Origin of the sequence: Pseudomonas savastanoi (assembly GCF_020917325.1) — a bacterium.
Lineage (GTDB): Bacteria > Pseudomonadota > Gammaproteobacteria > Pseudomonadales > Pseudomonadaceae > Aquipseudomonas > Aquipseudomonas amygdali.
In genome coordinates, this window is record NZ_CP076652.1 from 2,966,201 (window position 1) to 2,987,638 (window position 21,438).

The window sequence follows — 21,438 nt, forward strand, 5'->3', positions numbered from 1 at the left end:
CTACTCAGCTGGCGCTGTTATCGAACGTGAAACCTCCTCTCTGCTGGTCTTGTGAGCCGGCTCCCTGTTCAGCGCCCGGGAGATCGCCTGGCCCAGCGTGCTGACATGAGGCGCCCGGACAAGGGTCTCGTGGGTCCCGGGAAGCGCTGTCACGCTCACTGGCGTCTCAAGCAACTCACTCCACCCCAGCAGCGGATCGTTGCGCTCCTCCCCGCTGGCGGTAAACAGCGTCACCGAGAGCGGAGCGGGTGGGCTGACATAGGCACCGATTGCGATATTGGTCGCATAGGCCACCGCTAGATGGCTGCGTAACAAGTTGGCATCGACGTCCTGCGGCAGCTCCTCCGGAAGCAGGCTATGTGCCATGCAGAGTGTCAGCATTTCATCGATGGCATCCGTGCTGGCCAGCTCGGTGAGTTGCTGGAATACCTCGGGTTCGAGCTGCTCGGGTAGCCAGCTCATCAGGAATTGACCTTCGCTCAGTGCCTCCTGCGCTTGCTGATCAAGACGCGCGGAGGTGTCGATGATGCCGAGGAACTCCAGCTGTTCACCGCTGGATTGCAGTTGGCGGGCCATTTCATAAGCGATCAGACCACCTGCAGACCAGCCGCCGATCCGGTAAGGCCCTTTCGGTTGCACCTGGCGAATCGCCGCCAGGTAACGCGCAGCCATGGCCGGTACCTCAAACAGCGGCGTTTCTCCAGCCGCCAGACCACTGGCGGCCAAGCCGTAGAGCGGCACCTGTGGGTCGATTGCAGCGGCCAGATCACGCACGTATTGCACTTCGCCGCCCAGCGGGTGGACCAGGAACAGCGGCTTTTGCGAGCCTGTGCGCCGGACCGGGACCAGATTGCTGTGCTGACCAGGACGTGCCTGGCCGTCCAGTGTTCTTGCAAAACCTGCAATGGTCGGCTCGATGAACAGATCGCGGACGGCGATTGGTTTGCCGAGAACCTTGCGCAAGCGCGAGGCCATCTGCACCGCCATCAGCGAAATACCGCCCAGCTTGAAGAAGTCGTCATGGCGACTGACGTTGTCCAGCTTGAGCAGCTCCTTCCAGAGGTTGGCCAGGGCAATCTCGGTGTCGCCTTCGGGCGCTTCGTAAGGGAGGGCCTCAGGCTGTTCCTCCTCGACCGTCGCAGCGACAGCCACGGAATGAGCCGAACGTGGCAACGCTGGCGTGTTATCCAGCACCTGACCGATCGACTGCTGTGCGTCGGTCACCATATTCTCCAGGACCCTGGTAAACAGCTGCGTAATGGCCTGTACGGTCGTTATGTCGAACAAGTCGCTGGCGTATTGCAGGCCACCGATCAGGCCTTCGCCGGTATCTGCCAGCGACAACGAAAGGTCGAACTGAGTGGTGATATGGGTGCTGTCCAGCGACTCGACTTGCAGGTCGGGTAGTTGCAGCAGCGAAGGTGGTGTGTTGTCCAGGCTCAGCATCACCTGGAACAACGGGCTGTGGCTCATGCTGCGGGTCGGCTGCAAGGCACTGACCACTTGCTCGAACGGCAAGTCCTGATGACTGTAGGCAGCCAGCGTCAGGTCCTTGATCCGGCCGAACATGTCGCTCAGACGCGTCTCTCGGCCGGTTGCCACACGCAATGCCAGTGTATTGGCGAAGAAGCCGATCATCGGCTCCAGCTCCGGACGCTGACGGTTGGCGACAGGTGTACCGACCACCACATCATTCTGGCCACTCAGGTGACTCATGAGCACCGACCAGCCCGCCAGCAGGACCATGAACAGCGTGCTGCCCTGAGCCTGGCTGAAGGCGCGCAAGTCAGCACTCAGTTCTGGCGAGAGCATAAATTCGACGAGCCCGCCGGTGTAACTCTGGATGGCCGGACGCGGACGGTCCAGTGGCAGGTTCAACAAGCCTGGCGCGCCTTCCAGGTGCTTGCGCCAGAAGTCGATCTGGGCTTGCAGCGCAGGTCCGTCGAGGGATTGCCGCTGCCAGGCGGCGTAATCCACGTATTGAAGTGGCAGCGCTGGCAGCGGGTCCTTCTGGCCTTGACTGAAGGCGCTGTAAAGCACACTCACTTCCTGGGCCAGAACACTGTTGGACCAGCCGTCAGAGACGATGTGATGCAGCGTAATCAGCAGCACATGCTCGGCATCCGTCACTTGTAGCAGATGCCCGCGCAGCATAGGCCCCTGAGTCAGGTCGAACAGTTGCGTGGCATTTTCCTGACCCAGGCGGGTCAGGGTCGCCGTGCGTTCATCACTGGAAAGGCCGCGCAGATCCTGGTGCAACAGTGGAAAGCGGGTATCGGCCGGGGCGATCTTCTGCACCGGTTCACCGTCAACCAACTCAAAGCGCGTGCGCAGGGTTTCGTGGCGTGCAACCAGACGATCAAGCGTCGCCTGCAAGGCCGCCGTGTCCAGTGTCCCAGTCAGGCGCAAGGCCATCGGCAGGTGATAGGCCGCACCGGCAGCATGATCCAGGTGATCGAGGAACCACAGGCGTTGCTGAGAGAAGGACAATGGCAGGCGGCCCGAGCGGTTGGCCTTGGGAATCGATTGCGCTTCACTTGGCGCCGCGGCGTTGACCAATGAGGCCAGGCCACGCACGGTCGGTGCGTCGAACAGTTCACGCAAGGTGATGCGTGTACCGAGCTTGCGTCGCAGTCGCGACAGCAATTGCACCGCGAGCAACGAATGGCCGCCCAGTTCAAGGAAGCCGTCGTTGCGCCCGACCTGATCCAGATTCAGCAGGGCTTTCCATATCTCGGCGATGGCCTCTTCGGTTTCACCTTGCGGTGCCTCGTAAGCCTTGCTGGCCAACGCATCCTGACCGGGGGCCGGCAGCGCTCGGCGGTCGAGCTTGCCATTTGAGGTCAGCGGCAGGGCGTCCAGATGGACGAAAGCGCTGGGCACCATGTACTCAGGCAGATGCTTGAGCAGCTCGCTACGCAAGTGCTCGGCCGCCACCGATTCGCCACAGACATAGGCAGCCAGGCGCTGGCTTTCCGAATCACCCTGGCTGTCGTTGCGGGCAATCACCACTACCTCGCGGATGCCTGGTACGGCCAGCAGAACGTTTTCGATTTCACCCAGCTCGATACGGAAACCGCGAACCTTCACCTGGAAGTCGTTGCGGCCCATGTATTCCAGCGTGCCGTCAGCCAGCCAGCGACCCAGGTCGCCGGTTTTGTAAAGGCGGGCGTTGGCAATACTGGAGAACCGGTCAACGATGAAACGTTCGGCACTCAGCTCGTCACGGTTGAGGTAGCCACGGGCCACACCGCTACCGCCGATATGAATTTCCCCGGCGACGCCCAGTGGTGCTGGTTCGCCGCGCGCATCCAGAACATGCACCTGGACGTTGGCAATAGGCCGGCCGATGCTGGGTTTTTCACCCAGGTCGCGGATCAGATCAATGGTCGCGTCCACGGTGCATTCGGTCGGGCCATACATGTTGTAGAAGCGGATGGTCTGGCAGTTACGCAGCTTTTCCCAGGTGCTGGCGTTGATCGCCTCGCCACCCAACAGCACGCTGATCGGCTGGTAACTGCTGCGTTCCAGCAAACCGGCCGAGAGCAAGGTGTCGAGCTGCGACGGTGTTGAGTCGAAGGCATGAACTTGATGGGCTTCCAGGAAGTCCAGCAGTTCGCTGCCGTTGGCACGAATAAGTTGCGGGATGATCACCAGCGTGTGGCCGGAGAACAGTTGCGAGATGCCTTTGATCGACATGTCGAAGAAGAACCCGGCGTTGAGCGCCACGGTGGCCGGTGTCGGGCAATGCTGGTGGGTCGTGCGGGTCAGCACGTTCCAGAAGTTGAACACCGAACGGTGCTCGACCATGACACCTTTCGACTGGCCGGTGGAGCCTGACGTGTAGATCACGTAGGCCAGGTTTTCCGCCGTCAGGCCGTCTACCAACGGATTGGCGTCGAACGCCTGATCATCCGCCGCCCGCAGCGACTCAGCACTGTCCAGCAGCATCAGCGGTGTGTCGCCGACCGGCAGACTGAGCGCGCTCTGGGTCAGCAACGCACGCGGCTGGCTGTCCTGCAGCATGAAGGCCATGCGGTCAGTCGGGTGGGCAGGGTCAATCGGCACGTAGGCAGCACCGGATTTGAGCACGCCCAGCAGGCCGACAATCATGTCCAGACTGCGTTCGGCGCAGATGGCCACGCGCTCGTCCGGCTGCACACCGAGTTGCAGCAGCTGTCGGGCCACGTGGTTGGCGCGGCGGTTGAGCTGGCGATAGCTCAATTGGCGGTCTTCGTAGACCAGCGCTACAGCCTCGGGATTGCAGCGGACCTGGTGTTCGAACAAGGTATGGATCGGCACTGCCGGAGCGAATTCACGGGCGGTGTCGTTGAAGTTATTGAGCAGCAGTTGCCGCTCGTCCTCCGGGACCACTTCCAGGCTGCTTGCCAGGCGTTCCGGATCCTGCTCAAGGGCGTTGACCAGCTCGGCAACCGCCTGACCGAGGTAGGCGGCAATCCGCTGCGGGTCGATGCCATTGATAGACTGCGCTGTCAGCGAGAACCCATTGGCCTCATTGGCTACGGCAATCTCGATCGGGTAGTTGGTACGGGTTTCGGAGCCCAGGAAATGAATACCTTCCTGCTCCTCACTCATGTCCTCGATGTTTTTCCCGGCAGTGTTCACCAGATCACCGTGACGGCAGTTGAGGATCACTGTGAACATCGGCAGCGATGCATCCACTGCGCTGCAGCGCTGCGCCAGGGCCAGAGGCGCCTGCTCGTGAGTCAGCAGGCCGCTGAGCTGTTGGTAGGCATCCTGAACGATATCGCGCACGCTGTTTTGTTGCAGGCGAATACGCATCGGCAAGGTATTGATGAACATCCCCAGCGCATGGTTGGCGCCAGAGGTGCCTTGGGAGCGTCCGGAAAGCACGGTGCCGAAAATCCCGTCGTCGCGGCCGCTGGTGGCGGCCACCACCAAACCCCATGCCGCGTGGAACAGCACGGAAGTTGGTACGCCCTGGGCCCTTGCGGTGCTGTGGACCCGCGCGCTGAGGTCGTCGCTCAGATCCTGCACCGAACGCAGGATTGCTGCATCGCCGCCACGCACATCGAGCACGCCGTAGGGCGCAGTGGTGGTGTCGACATCCCCCAGCAGTTGACGGAAGTAGGCTTCATGTTCGGCCTGGGAAACACATGCGGCCTGAGCGATGAAGTTGCGGTACGGCTGGGATGGCGGCAGGGCGTCGGCGCGTCCGTCCATCACTGCCTGGATCTCGCCCATGATCAGGCGCAGGGTGACGTTGTCGCTGATGAGGTGATGGTCCAGCAACGCCATCAGCCACTTTTCCTGCCGGGTATCGTACGTGATATACGCGGCTATCAGCGGCGCCTGTTGCAGGTCCAGGCGCATATGGTAGGTATTGGTGCGGTCGCGCAGCATCTGCAAGGCGTCTTCACCCGGCGCGGTGTCGAGTTCAATGACTGGCAACGTTGCCTGGCGATGCACCACCTGTACCGGTTGCGGCAGACCTTGCCAGCGCAGGGAACTGCGCATGATGTCGTGGCGGTTGATCACCACTTGCAGCGCGCCGAGGAATTTGTCGAGCAACGCACGGCTGTCGAAGGTCGCTATGGTGCGCATCAGGTAGGCATCGCCTTCTGACTGCAGCAGGTGGTGAAACAGGATGCCTTCCTGCAACGACGATAGTGGGTAGATATCCTGAACATTGGCGACGCCGCCTGGCACATCGGCAACGATATGCTCCAGTTCCTGCCGGGTCAGTTTCACCAACGGCAGCATGTCCGGGGTCAACGCGGTGCAATCGACCGGAATCAGGTTCGCCGGGGCGACCCGTTCCGCCGCAGTGCCGCCCGCCAGGACCGCGGCCATGGCTTGCAGGGTTGGCGCCGAGAACACCGTGCTCACATCCAGTACCAGGCCGATCTGACGCAAGCGTTCTATCAGGTTAATGACGAGGAAGGAGTGACCACCCAGTTCGAAGAAGTGATCCTGGCGACCGACACGTTCAACCCCGAGCAATTCCTGCCAGGCAGCGGCCAGGGTCGTTTCGATAGCGCCTAGCGGTGCTTGGTAGTCACGACTGACCGTGGCGAACTGGTCCGGCGCGGGCAGGGCGGCACGGTCCAGCTTGCCGTTGGTGGTCAACGGCCAGCTTTCAAGGGTCACAAAGGCACTGGGCAGCATGTGTTCGGCCAGCACGCTGGCCAGCTGGCTGCGCAGGAGCGCTGACTCGGGAGCGGTGCCGTCCTCGGCAATCAGGTAGGCGACCAGGCGTTTGTCGCCGGGGCGATCCTCACGCATGATGACCATCGCTTCACGGACATCGGGGCAGGCGAGCAATTGCGCTTCGATCTCGCCCAACTCGATACGAAAGCCACGAATCTTGATTTGCGAGTCATTACGGCCGACGTAGACCACGCCGCCGTCGCTGCGATAGTGCGCAACGTCGCCGGTACGATAGAGCCGTGCGCCGCTTTGCAACGCATAGGGGTCGGCAATAAAACGTTCGGCATTCAGCTCCGTGCGGTTCAGGTAATGCCGGGCAACCCCGGCACCGCCGATGTAAATCTCGCCATTGACACCTACCGGCACCGGCTGCTGATAGTCGTCGAGGATACGCAGGCACAGGTCATCAAGTGCCGGCCCGATCAGACTTGGCATGGCAGTGTCGATTTCCGCCTGGCTGATCGGGTAGTAGGTGGCATGCACGGTGATTTCCGTGATCCCGTACATGTTCACCAGACGGGTACGCGACAGCGGTGTACGTGCGGTCCAGGGCTGCAGGCTGCGGAAATCCAAGGCCTCACCCCCGAACACCACTTCACGCAGCGCATGCTCGCGCGGGCTGCGTTCGCGGGCCTGGATGAACTGGCGGAAAGCGCTTGGCGTCTGGTTCAGAACGGTGACCTGCTGCTCGCAGACCAGCGCGTAGAAGTCATCCGGCGAACGCGCCACCTCACTCGGGACGATGACCAGTTTGCCGCCATAACACAGCGCGCCCCAGATTTCCCAGACCGAGAAGTCAAAGGCAAAGGAGTGGAACAGCGTCCAGACATCCTCACGGCCGAAGTTGAATTGCCTGGCGGTGGCGTCGAACAGGCGTGCAACGTTGCCGTGCTCCACCAGTACACCTTTGGGCAGGCCTGTAGACCCTGAGGTGTAAATGACATAAGCCAGGTGCTCGCGAGACAGACCCAGAGCAGCAGGCTCAGGGTTGCAGTCCAGCGATTCATCCGCCAAATCAGCAGTGTCGTTATCCGCGCCGAGGGTCAGTACCGGCACGCTGTGTGCCGGCAGCACGTCGAGGCAGGCCGACTGGGCCAGCAACGCCACCGGCGCGCTGTCTGTCAGCAGGTAGCCGAGACGCTCGGTGGGGTATGTCGGGTCCAGCGGTACGTAGGCCGCACCGGCCTTGAGCACGGCCAGCACCGCGCAGACCATCTGTGTGCCACGCTCGGCAAGGATCGCAACCCGGTCATCGGGACGCACGCCTTGGGCGAGCAGTTCATGGGCCAGACGGTTGGCTCGGCGATTGAGCGCCTGGTAACTCACCTCATGCCCGCCAAAGACCAGCGCGATGTTCTGCGGATGGGCGGCGGCGAACTGCTCGAAGCGCTGATGCACCATCAGACCCGACGCGAATACCGCCTTGGGCTGCAGTAGCGCAGGCGAGGCCAGGCGTTGCGCAGGGCTGAGCAACGGCAGGCCGAGCACAGGTTGCGCGACATCCTCGACCATCGCCTCCAGCAGGGTATGGAAATGCTCGGCAAAGCGCTCGACGGTCGCGTGGTCGAACAGGTCGCTGGCGTACTCGATCATCCCGGTCAGCGTGCCGTTTTCGCTACCCAGGATCAGCATCAGGTCGAACTGCGCGGTTTCATGGGCTTGCAACATCGGATGCAGGCTAAGGCCCGGCAGGCTCAACTCGCCACCGACGCTGGTGTTATCCAGCGAAAGGGCGACCTGGTACAGCGGGTTATGGCTCATGGAGCGCGGCGGCTGCAAGGCCTCGATCACTTGCTCGAACGGAATGTCCTGATGCTCATGGGCCGCCAGAATGGTCTGGCGGACCTGCTGCAGCAGTTGCGCCACGCTCGGGTTTTGCGCCAGATCAACGCGCAGGGCCAGGGTGTTGACGAAGAAGCCGATCAGGTTCTCGGTTTCGGTGCGCCCACGGTTCGCGGTGGGCACGCCGATCACCACATCGCGCTCATTGCTTAGGCGCGCCATAAGTACCGACCAGGCGCTGAGCAGACCCATGAACAGGGTGACGTTGTGGGTCTGGCAGAAGCGTTCCAGACGCTGATATTGCGCTGAATCGATCTTGAACGGCACGTTGCCACCGCGATAGCTTTGCACCGCCGGACGTGGTCGGTCGGTGGGCAGCGACAGCAGCGTCGGTGCACCACCCAAGTGCTCACGCCAGAAACCGGCTTGCTTAGCCAGGCGCTCACCCGTAAAGGTGCGGCGTTGCCAGGCGGCGTAGTCAGCGTACTGAATCGACAGGGCCGGCAGCGGGTCTGGCTGATGCTGACTGAAAGCCTGGTAGAGGGCGGCAAATTCTCTGACCAGCACACCCACCGACCAACCGTCGGAGATGATGTGGTGCTGAGTGATCAACAGCATGTGCTCGTCATCCGCCAAACGTAGCAGACACCCGCGAATCAGCGGGCCCTGGCGCAGGTCAAACGGTGCAGCGGCCTCGCTGTCGGCGATACGTGAAGCGCTGAGGCTGGCCTGTTCATAAGGCTGCGAGCGCAAGTCCTGCTCCGCCAGGGCGAAACCACTGTCCGCCGCAGCGATGACCTGCATCGGCTGTTCGCCGTGCAACTCGAACGTGGTGCGCAAGCTTTCGTGACGCGCGACCAGACGGTCGAGCGCAGCCTTGAGCGCGCTGTGATCAAGCTCGCCGCGCAGCAGCAGCGACATCGGCATGTGGTAAGCGCTGCTGGCACCAGGGTCGAGCCTGTCGAGGAACCACAGGCGTTGCTGGGAAAAGGACAGTGCCAGCGGCGCGTTACGCCCGATGGGTTCGATGCTATCGGAATCGACCGCTTGCAGGCCATCGACCACCTTCGCCAGTTCGGCCACGGTCGGATGACTAAACAGCTGGCGCAGCGCCATGTCGCCGTTCAGTTGCTGACGCACCCGGGAAACCAGTTGTGCAGCCAGCAGCGAGTGGCCACCAAGCTCGAAGAAGCCGTCATGGCGACCCACTCGTTCGAGGCTCAGCAATTCCTGGAATATTTCCGCGAGGGCCTGTTCGGTGGCGCTCTCCGGCGCAACGTAGATTCGCTCGGACATGGCATTCAGGTCCGGTGCCGGCAGCGCTTTCAGGTCGACCTTGCCATTGAGTGTCAGCGGCAAGGTATCCAGACGCATGAACACACTCGGAACCATATATTCCGCCAAACCGGCACTCAATTGCGCACGCAGATCCTCCGGGTCAGGTGCTTCAACGCCCGCATGCACGGTGTAATAGGCGACCAGACGGGTGTCACCCGGGCTGGCCTCGTGCGCCACCACCACGGAGTTGCGCACGCCGTCGCACAGGTGCAGGACGCTTTCGATTTCGCCAAGCTCGACGCGGAAGCCGCGGACCTTCACCTGACCATCGTTACGCGCGATGTATTCAAGGTTACCGTCCGGCAACCAGCGCGCCAGGTCGCCGGTGCGATAGAGCCGCGCACTGTCCTGCGGGCTGAACGGGTCGTCGCTGAAACGTTCGGCGGTCAGTTCCGGGCGGTTCAGGTAGCCGAGTGCAACGCCAGTACCACCGATGTAGATCTCGCCGACCACACCCATCGGCACCGGCTCGCGCCGGGCGTCAAGCACATAGACCCGCACGTTGGCGTTGGGCTTGCCGATCGGCAGGCTCAGGGTGTCAGGCAGTACATCGAAGATTTCGTAGCTGGTGGCACAAGTGGTGCCTTCGGTCGGGCCATAACCGTTGAACAGGCGTACCTGAGCGGAGTGTTCACGGACCCGACGGAACGAGGCCGGATCAGCCCGCTCGCCACCACACATGATCATGCGCAAGCCTGCCAGCGCCTCTGGAATCAACCCGGCATACAGGTTGAACAAAGCGGTCGAGCTGATCATGGCTGTCACTTTGTGGCGTTTGAGCACGGCAGCAAAGGCCACCGGCTCGAGCAGCACATGGGACTCGATAATCACCGACTGGCCACCATTGAGCAACGCACCCCAGATTTCCGGAGTACTGGCGTCGAATGCCGGGTTGGACGAAAACGCCACACGGTCTTCAGCCGAGAAGTCGTAGTAACCGTTGTCCTGAACCAGACGCACAATGCCGTTGTGGGTCACGATCACGCCCTTGGGCTGACCGGTGGAGCCAGAGGTGTAAATGATGCACGCGGGGGTCTCGCCTGCGACGTCATCTGCAAGCACGACTGGCCCCTGGCTCAGCGCTGACAGATCCAGCCTGTCCAGATCCAGTCTTGGCGTTATTTCAGGTGCCGTCAGGTCGCTGCGGCTCAGCAGCATGATGGCTTCGCTGTCCTCAAGCATGAAGCGCAGGCGTTCTTCAGGGGCCAGGCGATCCAGCGCCAGATACGCCGCGCCGCATTTCAGGGTGGCCAGCATGCTGGCCAGCAATTCCACCGAACGATCCAGCAGGATCGCCACCCGGGTTCCAGGCCCCACACCGTGCTGACGCAGGTGCTGAGCCAGGGCGTTGGCGCGGCTTTCGAGTTCGGCATAGGTCAGCGTTTGCTCACCTTGGCGGACTGCAATTGCATGCGGTGCAGCCTCGGCATGAGCCTCGAACAAGCGATGCATCAGTTGACCGAGCGGGTAGGCGCGCTCGGTGGCATTGATATCCTTCAGCAGGTACTCACGCTCCGCAGTGTCGAGCAACGGCACCTGCTCCAGCACTTGCTGATCATCGGCCACCATGGCCTCCAGCAAACGCAGGAAGTAGCCGCGGTAACGGCGCATGGTGCTTTCGTCGAACAGCGCAGTGGCGTACTCCAGCGTGCCGATCAGTTGCCCGTCCATCTCGCCGATGTCCAGCGTCAGATCGAATTTCGCCGTATCACCGGCCACTGCGACGCCTTGCAGGGTCATGTCGCCGAGTACCAGAGCGGTGTCCTCGTTGTTTTGCCATGACAGCATCGCCTGGAAAATCGGACTGTGAGACAGACTGCGTTGTGGTCGAACCACTTCAACCACTTGCTCGAATGGCAGGTCCTGGTTTGCCTGGGCAGCCAGAGTCCGCTGTTTGACTTGCTGCAGCAGCGCTTCGACGCGCGGGGCCCCCGAGAGGTCGACCCGTACAGCGAGGGTGTTGACGAAGAACCCGATCAGGTTCTCCACCTCGGCGCTCATACGGTTGGCCACCGGCGTACCGATCACCACGTCATCCTGACCGGACAGACGTGCCAACAGCGCGGCCCAGGCAGCCATGACCGTCATGAACAGGCTGCTGCCATATCGTTGGCTCAACGCCTTGAGGCCATGGGTCAATTGTGTATCGAGCACCAGCTCCAGCGTCTGCCCGCTGTAGTCCTGTTGCGCCGGACGTGGCCGATCGGTCGGCAGGGTCAGCAAGGCTGGCGCACCGGCCAGTGCCTGCTGCCAGTACTGACGCTGTTGTTGCAGCACGTCGCCACTCAACCAGTCACGTTGCCACAGTGCGTAGTCGACGTACTGCACCGGCAACTCCGGCAGCGGATCCTCCGCCCCCTCACTGAAGGCTGCATAGAGCGCGCCCAGCTCGCGGTTCAACACCCCGGTTGACCAGCCATCGGAGACGATGTGGTGCATGGTCACCAGCAACACGTGGTCGTCATCGGCCATGCGCACCAGACGCCCGCGCACCAACGGGCCATTGACGAGGTCGAAGTGCTCGCTGGCCTCTTGTGCAGCGATGGCGAGCAGCTTGTCTTCGGCATTGGTCTGCCCGGCCAGTACCTGCAGTTGCAGTCTGAAACCTGTTTCAGTGGCAGAGATACGCTGCTCCGCAGGCTGTCCCTGCTCTTGTACAAAGGTCGTGCGTAGCGCCTCATGGCGGGCCACGATACGGTCCAGTGCGCGTTGCAGCGACGCCTGATCAAGGCTGCCGCGCAGACGTAACCCAACTGGAATATGGTAAGCGGCGCTGCCACCTTCCAGTTGCGCGAGGAACCACAGGCGCTGTTGGGCAAACGACAACGGTAGCGCACCCGAACGTTGCACAGGCGTGATCGCCAGGCGAGCGTTGCCCTGCGTGTTGCTCAGCTGCTCTGCGAACTGCCGCAGAACCGGCGCTGCAAAAAACGCTGACGGTGAAACCTCCAGATTCAATTGCTGACGAACCTGGGCCAGCACACGCATGACCAGCAATGAATGACCGCCGAGCGCGAAAAAGTCATCATGCCGACCGACTTGTGCGACGCCCAGCACATCGGCCCAGATTGCGGCGACTGCCGTCTCCAGCGGTCCATCGGCTGCTTCGAAATCATGCTGATCGAAGGCTGCGGCGTCCGGTTCGGGCAACGCTCTGCGATCCAGCTTGCCATTGGCACTCAGCGGCAATGCGTCCATGCTCACGAACGCTGCCGGGATCATGTATTCCGGCAGGTTGAGTTGCAGGTGCTGGCGAAGCGCGCGCGGGGTAAGGGCAGGGCCGGCAGGTTCGCGGGTGGCATATTCCACAAAATACGCGATCAGTTTCGGCGTGCCGCTGCTGTCCTCGCGAATCACGACCAGGCTTTCGCGCACGCCCGCGACCTCGGCCAGACGTGCTTCGATTTCGCCCAGCTCCAGACGCAGCCCGCGCAGCTTGGCCTGTGAATCGTTGCGGCCGAGGAATTCGATATTGCCATCAGCCCGGTAGCGCGCCATATCGCCGCTGCGGTAAAGCCGTTCGCCCTTGACAAAGGGACTGTCCATGAAGCGTTCGGCGGTGAGTTGCGGCAAATTCAGATAGCCGCGAGCAATACCTGCGCCACCGATATACAGCTCGCCCGCAACACCCGGTGGAACCGGTTGGCCAAGCTCATCGAGCAGATAAATCCGCGTGTTGGCCAGTGCCCGGCCAATCGGCAAGACCCCGTCGACCTGGCTGTTTGCCTCGAACTCGAAACAGGTGCTGTCGATGCTGGCTTCAGTGACACCGTAGGCCTGAACGATCTGCACGTGATTGCCACAGAGTTTGCGCAATTGCCGGGCGCTGTGCGCGGTCCAGATATCCGAACCACAGACCACGGTGCGCATGAACGACAGGTCGTGACCCGTCTCTTCCACCCAGGCCAGCAACGCATTGAGCACGGCCGGCACGAAATCCGCAAAACCGATCGACTCTCCGCTCAGCAGGCGGTAAAGCGCAGGCGGGTCCATCAGGGTCTCGCGCGGGCACAGCACCAGTGTGCCGCCGAAACCCAGTGAGCGGATCAGGTCGGCGCTGAACACATCGAAGGAAAACCCTGCCATCTGCAAGTGATTGAGTGGCGCGTGTAACGGATACAATTGCTTCCACGCCGCGCTGACGGCGACCAATCCGCGATGCTCGACCATTACGCCTTTCGGCACGCCGGTGGAGCCCGAGGTGTAGATCACATACGCCAGATTGTGTGCGCCGAGAGTTGCCACAAGCGGGTTGTCGTCACGCTCGGTGAAGGTGTCGCGCTGATCGTCATCGAGTAGCACCAGCGGCAAGGCCAGCGTTGGCAGACGCTCCTGCACATTACGCTGGGTCAGCAGTGCCGACGGCGTACTGTCTTCGATCATGTAGGCCAGACGCTCGGCCGGGTAAGCCGGGTCCAGTGGCACATAGGCAGCACCGGCCTTGAGTACACCGAGCACGCCGATCATCATTTCCACGCCGCGTTCGACGCAGATCGCCACTCGATCATCCGGGCTGATCCCCAGGCCGATGAGATGATGCGCCAGACGGTTGGCCTGACAGTTCAATTCGGCATAGCTCAAGCGCTGCGCCTCGAAGGCCACGGCGATGGCGTCGGGCTGTGCCTGGACCCTTTCTTCGAACAGATGATGAATCGTGCAGTCCTGCGGGTAGGGCGCCTCGGTTGCGTTGAGGCCCGCCAGCAGATGTTCACGTTCGTCGACACCCAGCAAGGTTACGTGCTCCAGCACCTGCTGGTCGTCGGCGACCATGGCCTCCAGCACACGCTGGAAGTAGCCCAGATACCGCCGCATGGTGCTCTCGTCGAACAACGCTGTGGCGTACTCCAGTGTGCCGACCAGTTGCTCATCCACCTCGGCCATGTCCAGCGTCAGGTCGAATTGAGCGGTATCAGCGGCCAATTCAATGCTTTTCAGGGTCATGTCGCCGAGCGTCAGATCAGACGCCTCGTTGTGCTCCCACGACAACATGGCCTGGAAAATCGGGCTGTGGGACAGGCTGCGTAGCGGATTGATGACTTCCACGACCTGTTCGAACGGCAAGTCCTGATGCGCCTGTGCATCGAGCGTCTGCCGCTTGACCCGCGCCAGCAGAGTCTCTGCCGTGGGCTTGTCACTGAGGTCAACACGGATCGCCAGGGTGTTGACGAACAGGCCCACCAGCCCTTCGACTTCACTGCGTGTGCGGTTGGCCACTGGCGTACCGATGACCACATCTTCCTGACCCGCCAAGCGTCCCAGCAGCCCGGCCCAAGCGGCCATGACGGTCATGAACAGGGTACTGCCGCGACGTTGGCTCAACGCCTTGAGGCTATGGGTAAGGTCTTTGTCGAAAATGACAGGCAGTGCTGCGCCGGCGTAATCCTGCAGCGCCGGACGCGCACGATCGGTGGGCAACATCAACAACGCCGGAGCGTCTGCAAGGGTTTGTTGCCAGTAGTCGCTTTGCTGCTGCAGCAGATCGCCACTCAGCCAGCGACGTTGCCACACGGCGTAGTCCAGGTATTGCAGCTCCAGCGGCGCCAGCGGGTCGTCCTGGCCCTGACTGAATGCTGCATAGAGAGCAGACAATTCGCGGGTCAGAACATCAACCGACCAGCCATCGGAAACGATATGGTGCATGGTCAGCAACAGGACGTGATGGTCCTCGGCCATGCGAATCAGGCGGCCACGAATCAGCGGGCCCTGTTGCAAGTCGAAGCTTTGCAGCGACTCTTCGCTGGCCAGCGCCTGAAGTTGTTCCTCGGCATCCGCCAGCCCTTGCAGGTCGTGCAGTTGCAGGTTGAAAGCGGCATCCACCGAGCTGATGCGTTGCACCGGCTGTCCGTCATCACCCTGAATGAATGTGGTGCGTAAGCCTTCGTGGCGTGCAACCAGGCGCTCCAGCGCCCGTTGCATTGCCTTGAGGTCCAGTTTGCCATGCAGGCTCAGACCGGCAGGTATGTGGTAGGCCGCGCTGGCGCCTTCCATCTGAGCGAGGAACCACAGACGTTGCTGGCCGAATGACAATGGCCACGCCTGATCGCGTGCCACCGGCACGATGTCCGGCAAGTTGCTGCGCCCGGCCTGAGCAATCGCCACGGCCAGGGTACTCAGTTCGGGATGGGCAAACAGCGCGGCCAGATCCAGTTCGACGCCCAATTGATGGCGCACCTGGGAAATCAGACGCATCGCCAGCAAGGAGTGGCCACCCAGTTCAAAGAACTGATCATGACGGCCCACTTGTTCCAGATCGAGCAGGTTTTGCCAGATCTGCGCCAGCGCAATCTCGGTTTCACCTTGCGGCTCCACGTGTTCGCGGCTGGCAAAGGCATTGGCTTCCGGAGCCGGCAAGGCGTTGCGATCCAGCTTACGGTTCGGCGTCAACGGCAAGGCGTCGAGGATCACGAATGCGCTCGGCAGCATGTACTCGGCCAGTTGCGGTGCCAGTTCGGCACGCAGTTCAGCAGTTGTAAGCTGGCTTTGCGGCTGGGCAACCACATAGGCCACCAGGCGTTTGTCTCCCGGGTTATCTTCCCGAGCGACCACCACCGCTTCCTTGACCCCTTTGCAATTACCCAGTCGGGCTTCGATTTCCCCAAGCTCGATACGGAAACCGCGCACCTTGACCTGGAAGTCGTTACGGCCGAGGTATTCAATACGGCCGTCAGCCATGTAGCGCGCCAGGTCACCGGTTTTGTACATCCTGGCATCAGGGCTGTTGCTGAATGGATCAGCGAGGAAGCGTTCGGCGTTGACCTCTTCAAGGTTCAGGTAACCGCGTGCCACGCCGTCGCCACCGATGAAAATCTCACCAGCCACGCCATAGGGCACTGGCTGCTGATGCTCGTCGAGCAGGTAAATGCGCGTGTTGGCCATCGGTTTGCCGATGGTCGCATTGCCGCTGCCTTCGCTGCCAGCCGCAGCGTCATGACTAACATAGGCGGCGGTGCAGGAAACGGTGGCCTCGGTCGGACCGTACGTGTTGATCAGGCGAGTGTGTGCCGGGCGCATCTCGTCCCAGAGCTTGAGTTTCTGTGCCGATAATGCGTCGCCGGTGACGTTGATAAGGCGCACCTCAGCCAGGCGTTGTTCAACAGCCTGCGGTTGGTTGTGCCACTCAGCCACCAGCGTATGCCAATGCGCGGCGGTCAAGTGCAGGACGGTTGGGTAGATGCCGTGATTTTCACTGCCCTCACTGCCGAAGATCTCGCGGCTCGGCGCCAGGGTGGCACCGGCCAGGAGTGCCGGGAAAATCTCCTCTACCGAGAGGTCGAAGTTAAGGGTGTTTTGTTGCAGCACAGTGTCGGTTGGGGACAGATCAAACAGGCGTGCAGCATCGACGCTGTAGTTGACCAGACCACGGTGTTCAATCATCACGCCCTTCGGATTGCCAGTGGAACCCGAGGTGTAGATCACATAGGCCAGGTTGCGCACGCCGAGGGCTTGCACCACCGGGTTGTCGTCACGCTCGGTAAACGTGCTGCGCTGATCATCGTCGAGCAACACCAGTGGCAAGCTCAGAGTCGGCAGATATTCCTGCAAGTGACGCTGTGTCAGCAACGCCGACGGCGTACTGTCTTCGATCATGTAGGCCAGGCGCTCGGCCGGGTAGGCCGGGTCCAGTGGCACGTAAGCCGCTCCGGCCTTGAGCACACCCAGCAGGCCGATCATCATTTCCACGCCGCGGTCGACGCAGATCGCCACTCGATCATCCGGGCCGATGCCCAGGCCGATCAGGTGGTGAGCCAGACGGTTGGCCTGACGGTTCAACTCGGCATAGCTCAAGCGCTGCGCTTGGAAAGCTACGGCGATGGCATCAGGTTGCGCCTGTACCTGTGCTTCAAACAGGTGCTGAATGCACAGGTCAGTCGGGTAGTCCTGGCGGGTCTGGTTGAAGGTCTCCAACAACCGGTTACGCTCGGCGGCGGGCAGAACATCCAGCTGCGTAACGGCCATCTGCGGTGTATGCGCCAGCGCGTCGGTCAATTGCTCCAGTGCGCACTGCATCATGGCGCACAGGCGTTGCGGGTCCGCGGGCTGCACACCGTGTATCACCAGGCTGAGCTCACTACCGTAATCGTCGACCGACAAGCACAGCGGGTAGTTGGTGCGTTCGGCGCTGTCGAGCAGGCGCATGCCCGGCCATTGCAACTGGCTGTCCTTGCCCTGATGCCGGTAGTTGAGAAGGCTGGAGAACAACGGCACCGCCGTGGCCACGCTACTGCAACGCTGAGCCAGGGCCAATGATGCCTGCTCGTGGCTCAGTAACTCGCTGAGATCACGATGGGTGGCCATGAGCAGTTCCTGGACACCTTGTGTGGCCAATTGCACGCGAACCGGCAGGGTGTTCATGAACATGCCCATGGCCCGCTCGGCACCGACCGTACCTTGCAGACGACCGGTCACCACGGTGCCGAACACCACATCATCGCGGCCGGTACAGCGGGCCAGCACCTGAGCCCAGGCGACATGAAACAGCACAGCCGGGGACATGCCGAGTTCCCGTGTCTGAGTGCGGATACGTACGCAAAGGTCACTGCTCAATGCCAGCTCGGCTTCTTCAACGTCATTGCCGTCGCCCTGAACTTCCAGCAGTTCGAAAGGAGCGGTGGGTGAATCAACATCAGCCAGGCGGCGGGTGAAGTAAGCTTCGTGGGCACTTGAAGGGCTGGCGAGGGCCTGTGCGACAAACTCCCGATAAGGCTGCGGTGGCAGCAGGTCTGCGCTCTGGCCTTGCATCAGCAGGCGAATTTCTTCGAGTATGAGCTCCAGAGTGACGTGATCGCTGACCATGTGGTGATCAAGCAGCGCCAGTAGCCAACGATCCGAGTGTGGGTCGCCAGCAATGTAGGCCAGTAGCAGCGGGGCCTGTCGCAGGTCCAGGCTAAGACGATTGGGATCAGTGAGACGATCCACCTGGCTGAGTGCGTCTTCGTCCGGCGTCAGCGTGAGGGTATGTACCGCGAATTGCGCCTGGCGGTGCACCACTTGCACCGCTTGTGACAGGCCGATCCAATGTACCGAACTGCGCAGGACATCATGGCGGTCGATAACCGTTTGCAGGCCCTCAAGAAAGGCGTCAAGACGCGCACGGCTGTCGAACTCGATCGTAGAGCGCATCAGGTAGGCGTCGCGTTCACGATTCAGCAGGTAATGGAACAGGATGCCTTCTTGAAGCGGTGCCAGCGGATAGATGTCCTGGATATTGGCGGCTCCACCCGGAACGGCCGAGGTAATCAGTTCAATCTCATCAACGCTCAGTTCCACCAGCGGCAACATGTCTGGCGTTAATTGCGTGCAGTCGGCCGGGATCCGGTTAGCCGGTGCCTGGAACAGGGCTTGTTTATCCTGACTGATAGCCAAGGCCATTTCACGCACGCTGGGCGCAGTGAATACAGTCTTTACGTTGAGATTCAGGCCGCGCTTGCGCAGACGCTCGATCAGCGAGACGGCCAGCAGTGAGTGGCCACCCAGTTCGAAGAAATGGTCGTGACGGCTTACCTGCTCAATGCCCAACAGGTCTTGCCAGATAGCCGCGATCTGCTCTTCGGTTTCGCCTTGTGGGGCTTCATAGCCACGGCTGATCAGTGCATCGGCTTGCGGGGCTGGCAAGGCCTTGCGATCCAGCTTGCGGTTCGGCGTCAACGGCAAGGCGTCGAGGATCACGAACGCGCTCGGCAGCATGTACTCGGCCAGTTGCGGTGCCAGTTCGGCACGCAGTTCAGCAGTTGTAAGCTGGCTTTGCGGCTGTGCAACCACATAGGCCACCAGGCGTTTGTCTCCCGGATTATCTTCCCGGGCGACCACTACCGCCTCCTTGACCCCGGCGCAATTGCCCAGACGGGCTTCGATTTCGCCCAGTTCGATACGGAAACCACGCACCTTGACCTGGAAGTCGTTACGGCCCAGGTATTCAATACGGCCGTCGGCCATGTAGCGCGCCAGGTCGCCGGTTTTGTACATCCTCGCGCCAGGGCTGTTGCTGAACGGATCCGCCAGGAAGCGCTCGGCATTAACCTCTTCAAGATTCAGGTAACCCCGCGCCACGCCGTCGCCACCGATGAAAATCTCACCGGCCACGCCGTATGGCACTGGCTGCTGCTGAGCATCGAGCAGGTAGATACGGGTGTTGGCCATCGGCTTGCCGATGGTCGCGTTGCCGCTGCCTTCGCTGCCGGCCACGGCGTCATGGCTGACGTAGGCGGCGGTGCAGGAAACGGTGGCCTCGGTCGGACCGTACGTGTTGATCAGGCGAGTGTGTGCCGGGCGCATCTCGTCCCAGAGCTTGAGCTTCTGTGCCGACAGTGCGTCACCCGTGACGTTGATCAAGCGCACATGCTGCAGACGTTGCTCAGCGACCTGCGGTTGGTTGTGCCACTCGGCCACCAGCGTATGCCAGTGCGCGGCGGTCAGGTGCAGGACGGTGAGTTGAATGCCGTGACTTTCAGTGCCTTCGCTGCCGAAGATATCGCTGCTTGGTGCCAGAGTGGCACCAGCCAGCAAGGCCGGGAAGATTTCCTCCACCGACAGGTCGAAGTTCAGGGTGTTCTGTTGCAGCACGGTGTCGGTTGGGGACAGAGCAAAAAGCCGCGCGGCATCAATGCTGTAGTTGACCAGACCACGGTGTTCGATCATCACGCCCTTCGGATTGCCAGTGGAACCCGAGGTGTAGATCACATAGGCCAGGTTGCGCGCACCGAGGGCTTGCACCACCGGGTTGTCGTCACGCTCGGTAAACGTGCTGCGCTGATCGTCGTCGAGCAATACCAGCGGCAAGGCCAGAGTCGGCAGATACCCCTGCAAGTGGCTCTGTGTCAGCAACGCCGACGGCGTACTGTCTTCGATCATGTAGGCCAGGCGCTCGGCCGGGTAGGCCGGGTCCAGTGGCACGTAAGCCGCTCCGGCCTTGAGCACACCGAGCAGGCCGACCATCATTTCCACGCCGCGCTCGACGCAGATCGCCACCCGATCATCCGGGCCGATGCCCATGCCAATCAGATGATGCGCCAGACGGTTGGCCTGACGGTTCAATTCGGCATAGCTCAAGCGCTGCGCCTGGAAAGCCACGGCGATGGCATCAGGTTGGGTGCGTACCTGCGCTTCAAAAAGGTGCTGAATGCACAGGTCAGTCGGGTAGTCCTGGCGGGTCTGGTTGAAGGTCTCCAACAGCCGATTGCGCTCGGCGGCGGGCAGCACATCCAGCTGCGTAACGGCCATCTGCGGCGTGTGCGCCAGCGCGTCGGTCAATTGCTCCAGTGCACACTGCATCATGGCGCACAGGCGTTGCGGGTCCGCGGGCTGCACGCTGTGTATCAACAGGCCGAGGTCACTGCCGTAATCGTTAACCGACAAGCACAACGGGTAATTGGTGCGCTCAGAGCTGTCGAGCAAGCGCATGCCCGGCCATTGCAACTGGCTGTCCTTGCCCTGATGCCGGTAGTTGAGCAGGCTGGAGAACAACGGCACCGCCGTGGCCACGCTACTGCAACGCTGGGCGAGGGCCAATGATGCCTGCTCGTGGCTCAGTAATTCGCTGAGATCACGGTGGGTGGCCATGACCAGTTCCTGGGCGCCTTGCGTGGCCAGTTGCACGCGAACCGGCAGGGTGTTCATGAACATGCCCATGGCCCGCTCGGCGCCGAACGTACCTTGCAGGCGGCCGGTGACCACGGTGCCGAACACCACATCATCGCGACCGGTACAACGGGCCAGCACCTGAGCCCAGGCAACGTGGAACAGAACCGCCGGGGACATGCCGCGCTCCCGGGCCTGAGTGCGGATACGTGCGCAGAGGTCACTGCTCAATGCCAGTTCGGCCTCTTCAACGTCATTGCCGTCGCCCTGAACTTCCAGCAGTTCGAACGGAGCGGTGGGTGAGTCAACATCAGCCAGACGGCGGGTGAAGTAGGCTTCGTGGGCACTTGAAGGGCTGGCGAGGGTCTGTGCGACAAACTCCCGATAAGGCTGCGGTGGCAGCAGGTCTGCGCTCTGGCCTTGCATCAGCAGGCGAATTTCTTCGACTATGAGTTCCAGGGTGGTGTGGTCGCTGATCATGTGGTGATCAATCAGCGCCAGTAGCCAACGATCCGAGTGTGGGTCGCCAGCAATGTAGGCCGATAGCAGCGG

Annotated in this window: 1 protein-coding gene (running past one end of the window); it reads right to left on the reverse strand. The window is 61.7% G+C overall.

The window, feature by feature from the left end; all coding sequences use genetic code 11:
* Positions 1-21,438 carry the 3' portion of a syringomycin E biosynthesis non-ribosomal peptide synthetase SyrE gene (gene syrE, locus KP808_RS12755; protein ID WP_230018770.1) on the reverse strand. The gene runs 6,933 nt beyond the window's last position, so only the last 21,438 of its 28,371 coding nucleotides appear in the window; the start codon falls outside the window, past its right edge — the gene reads right to left on this strand; it ends in the stop codon at positions 1-3.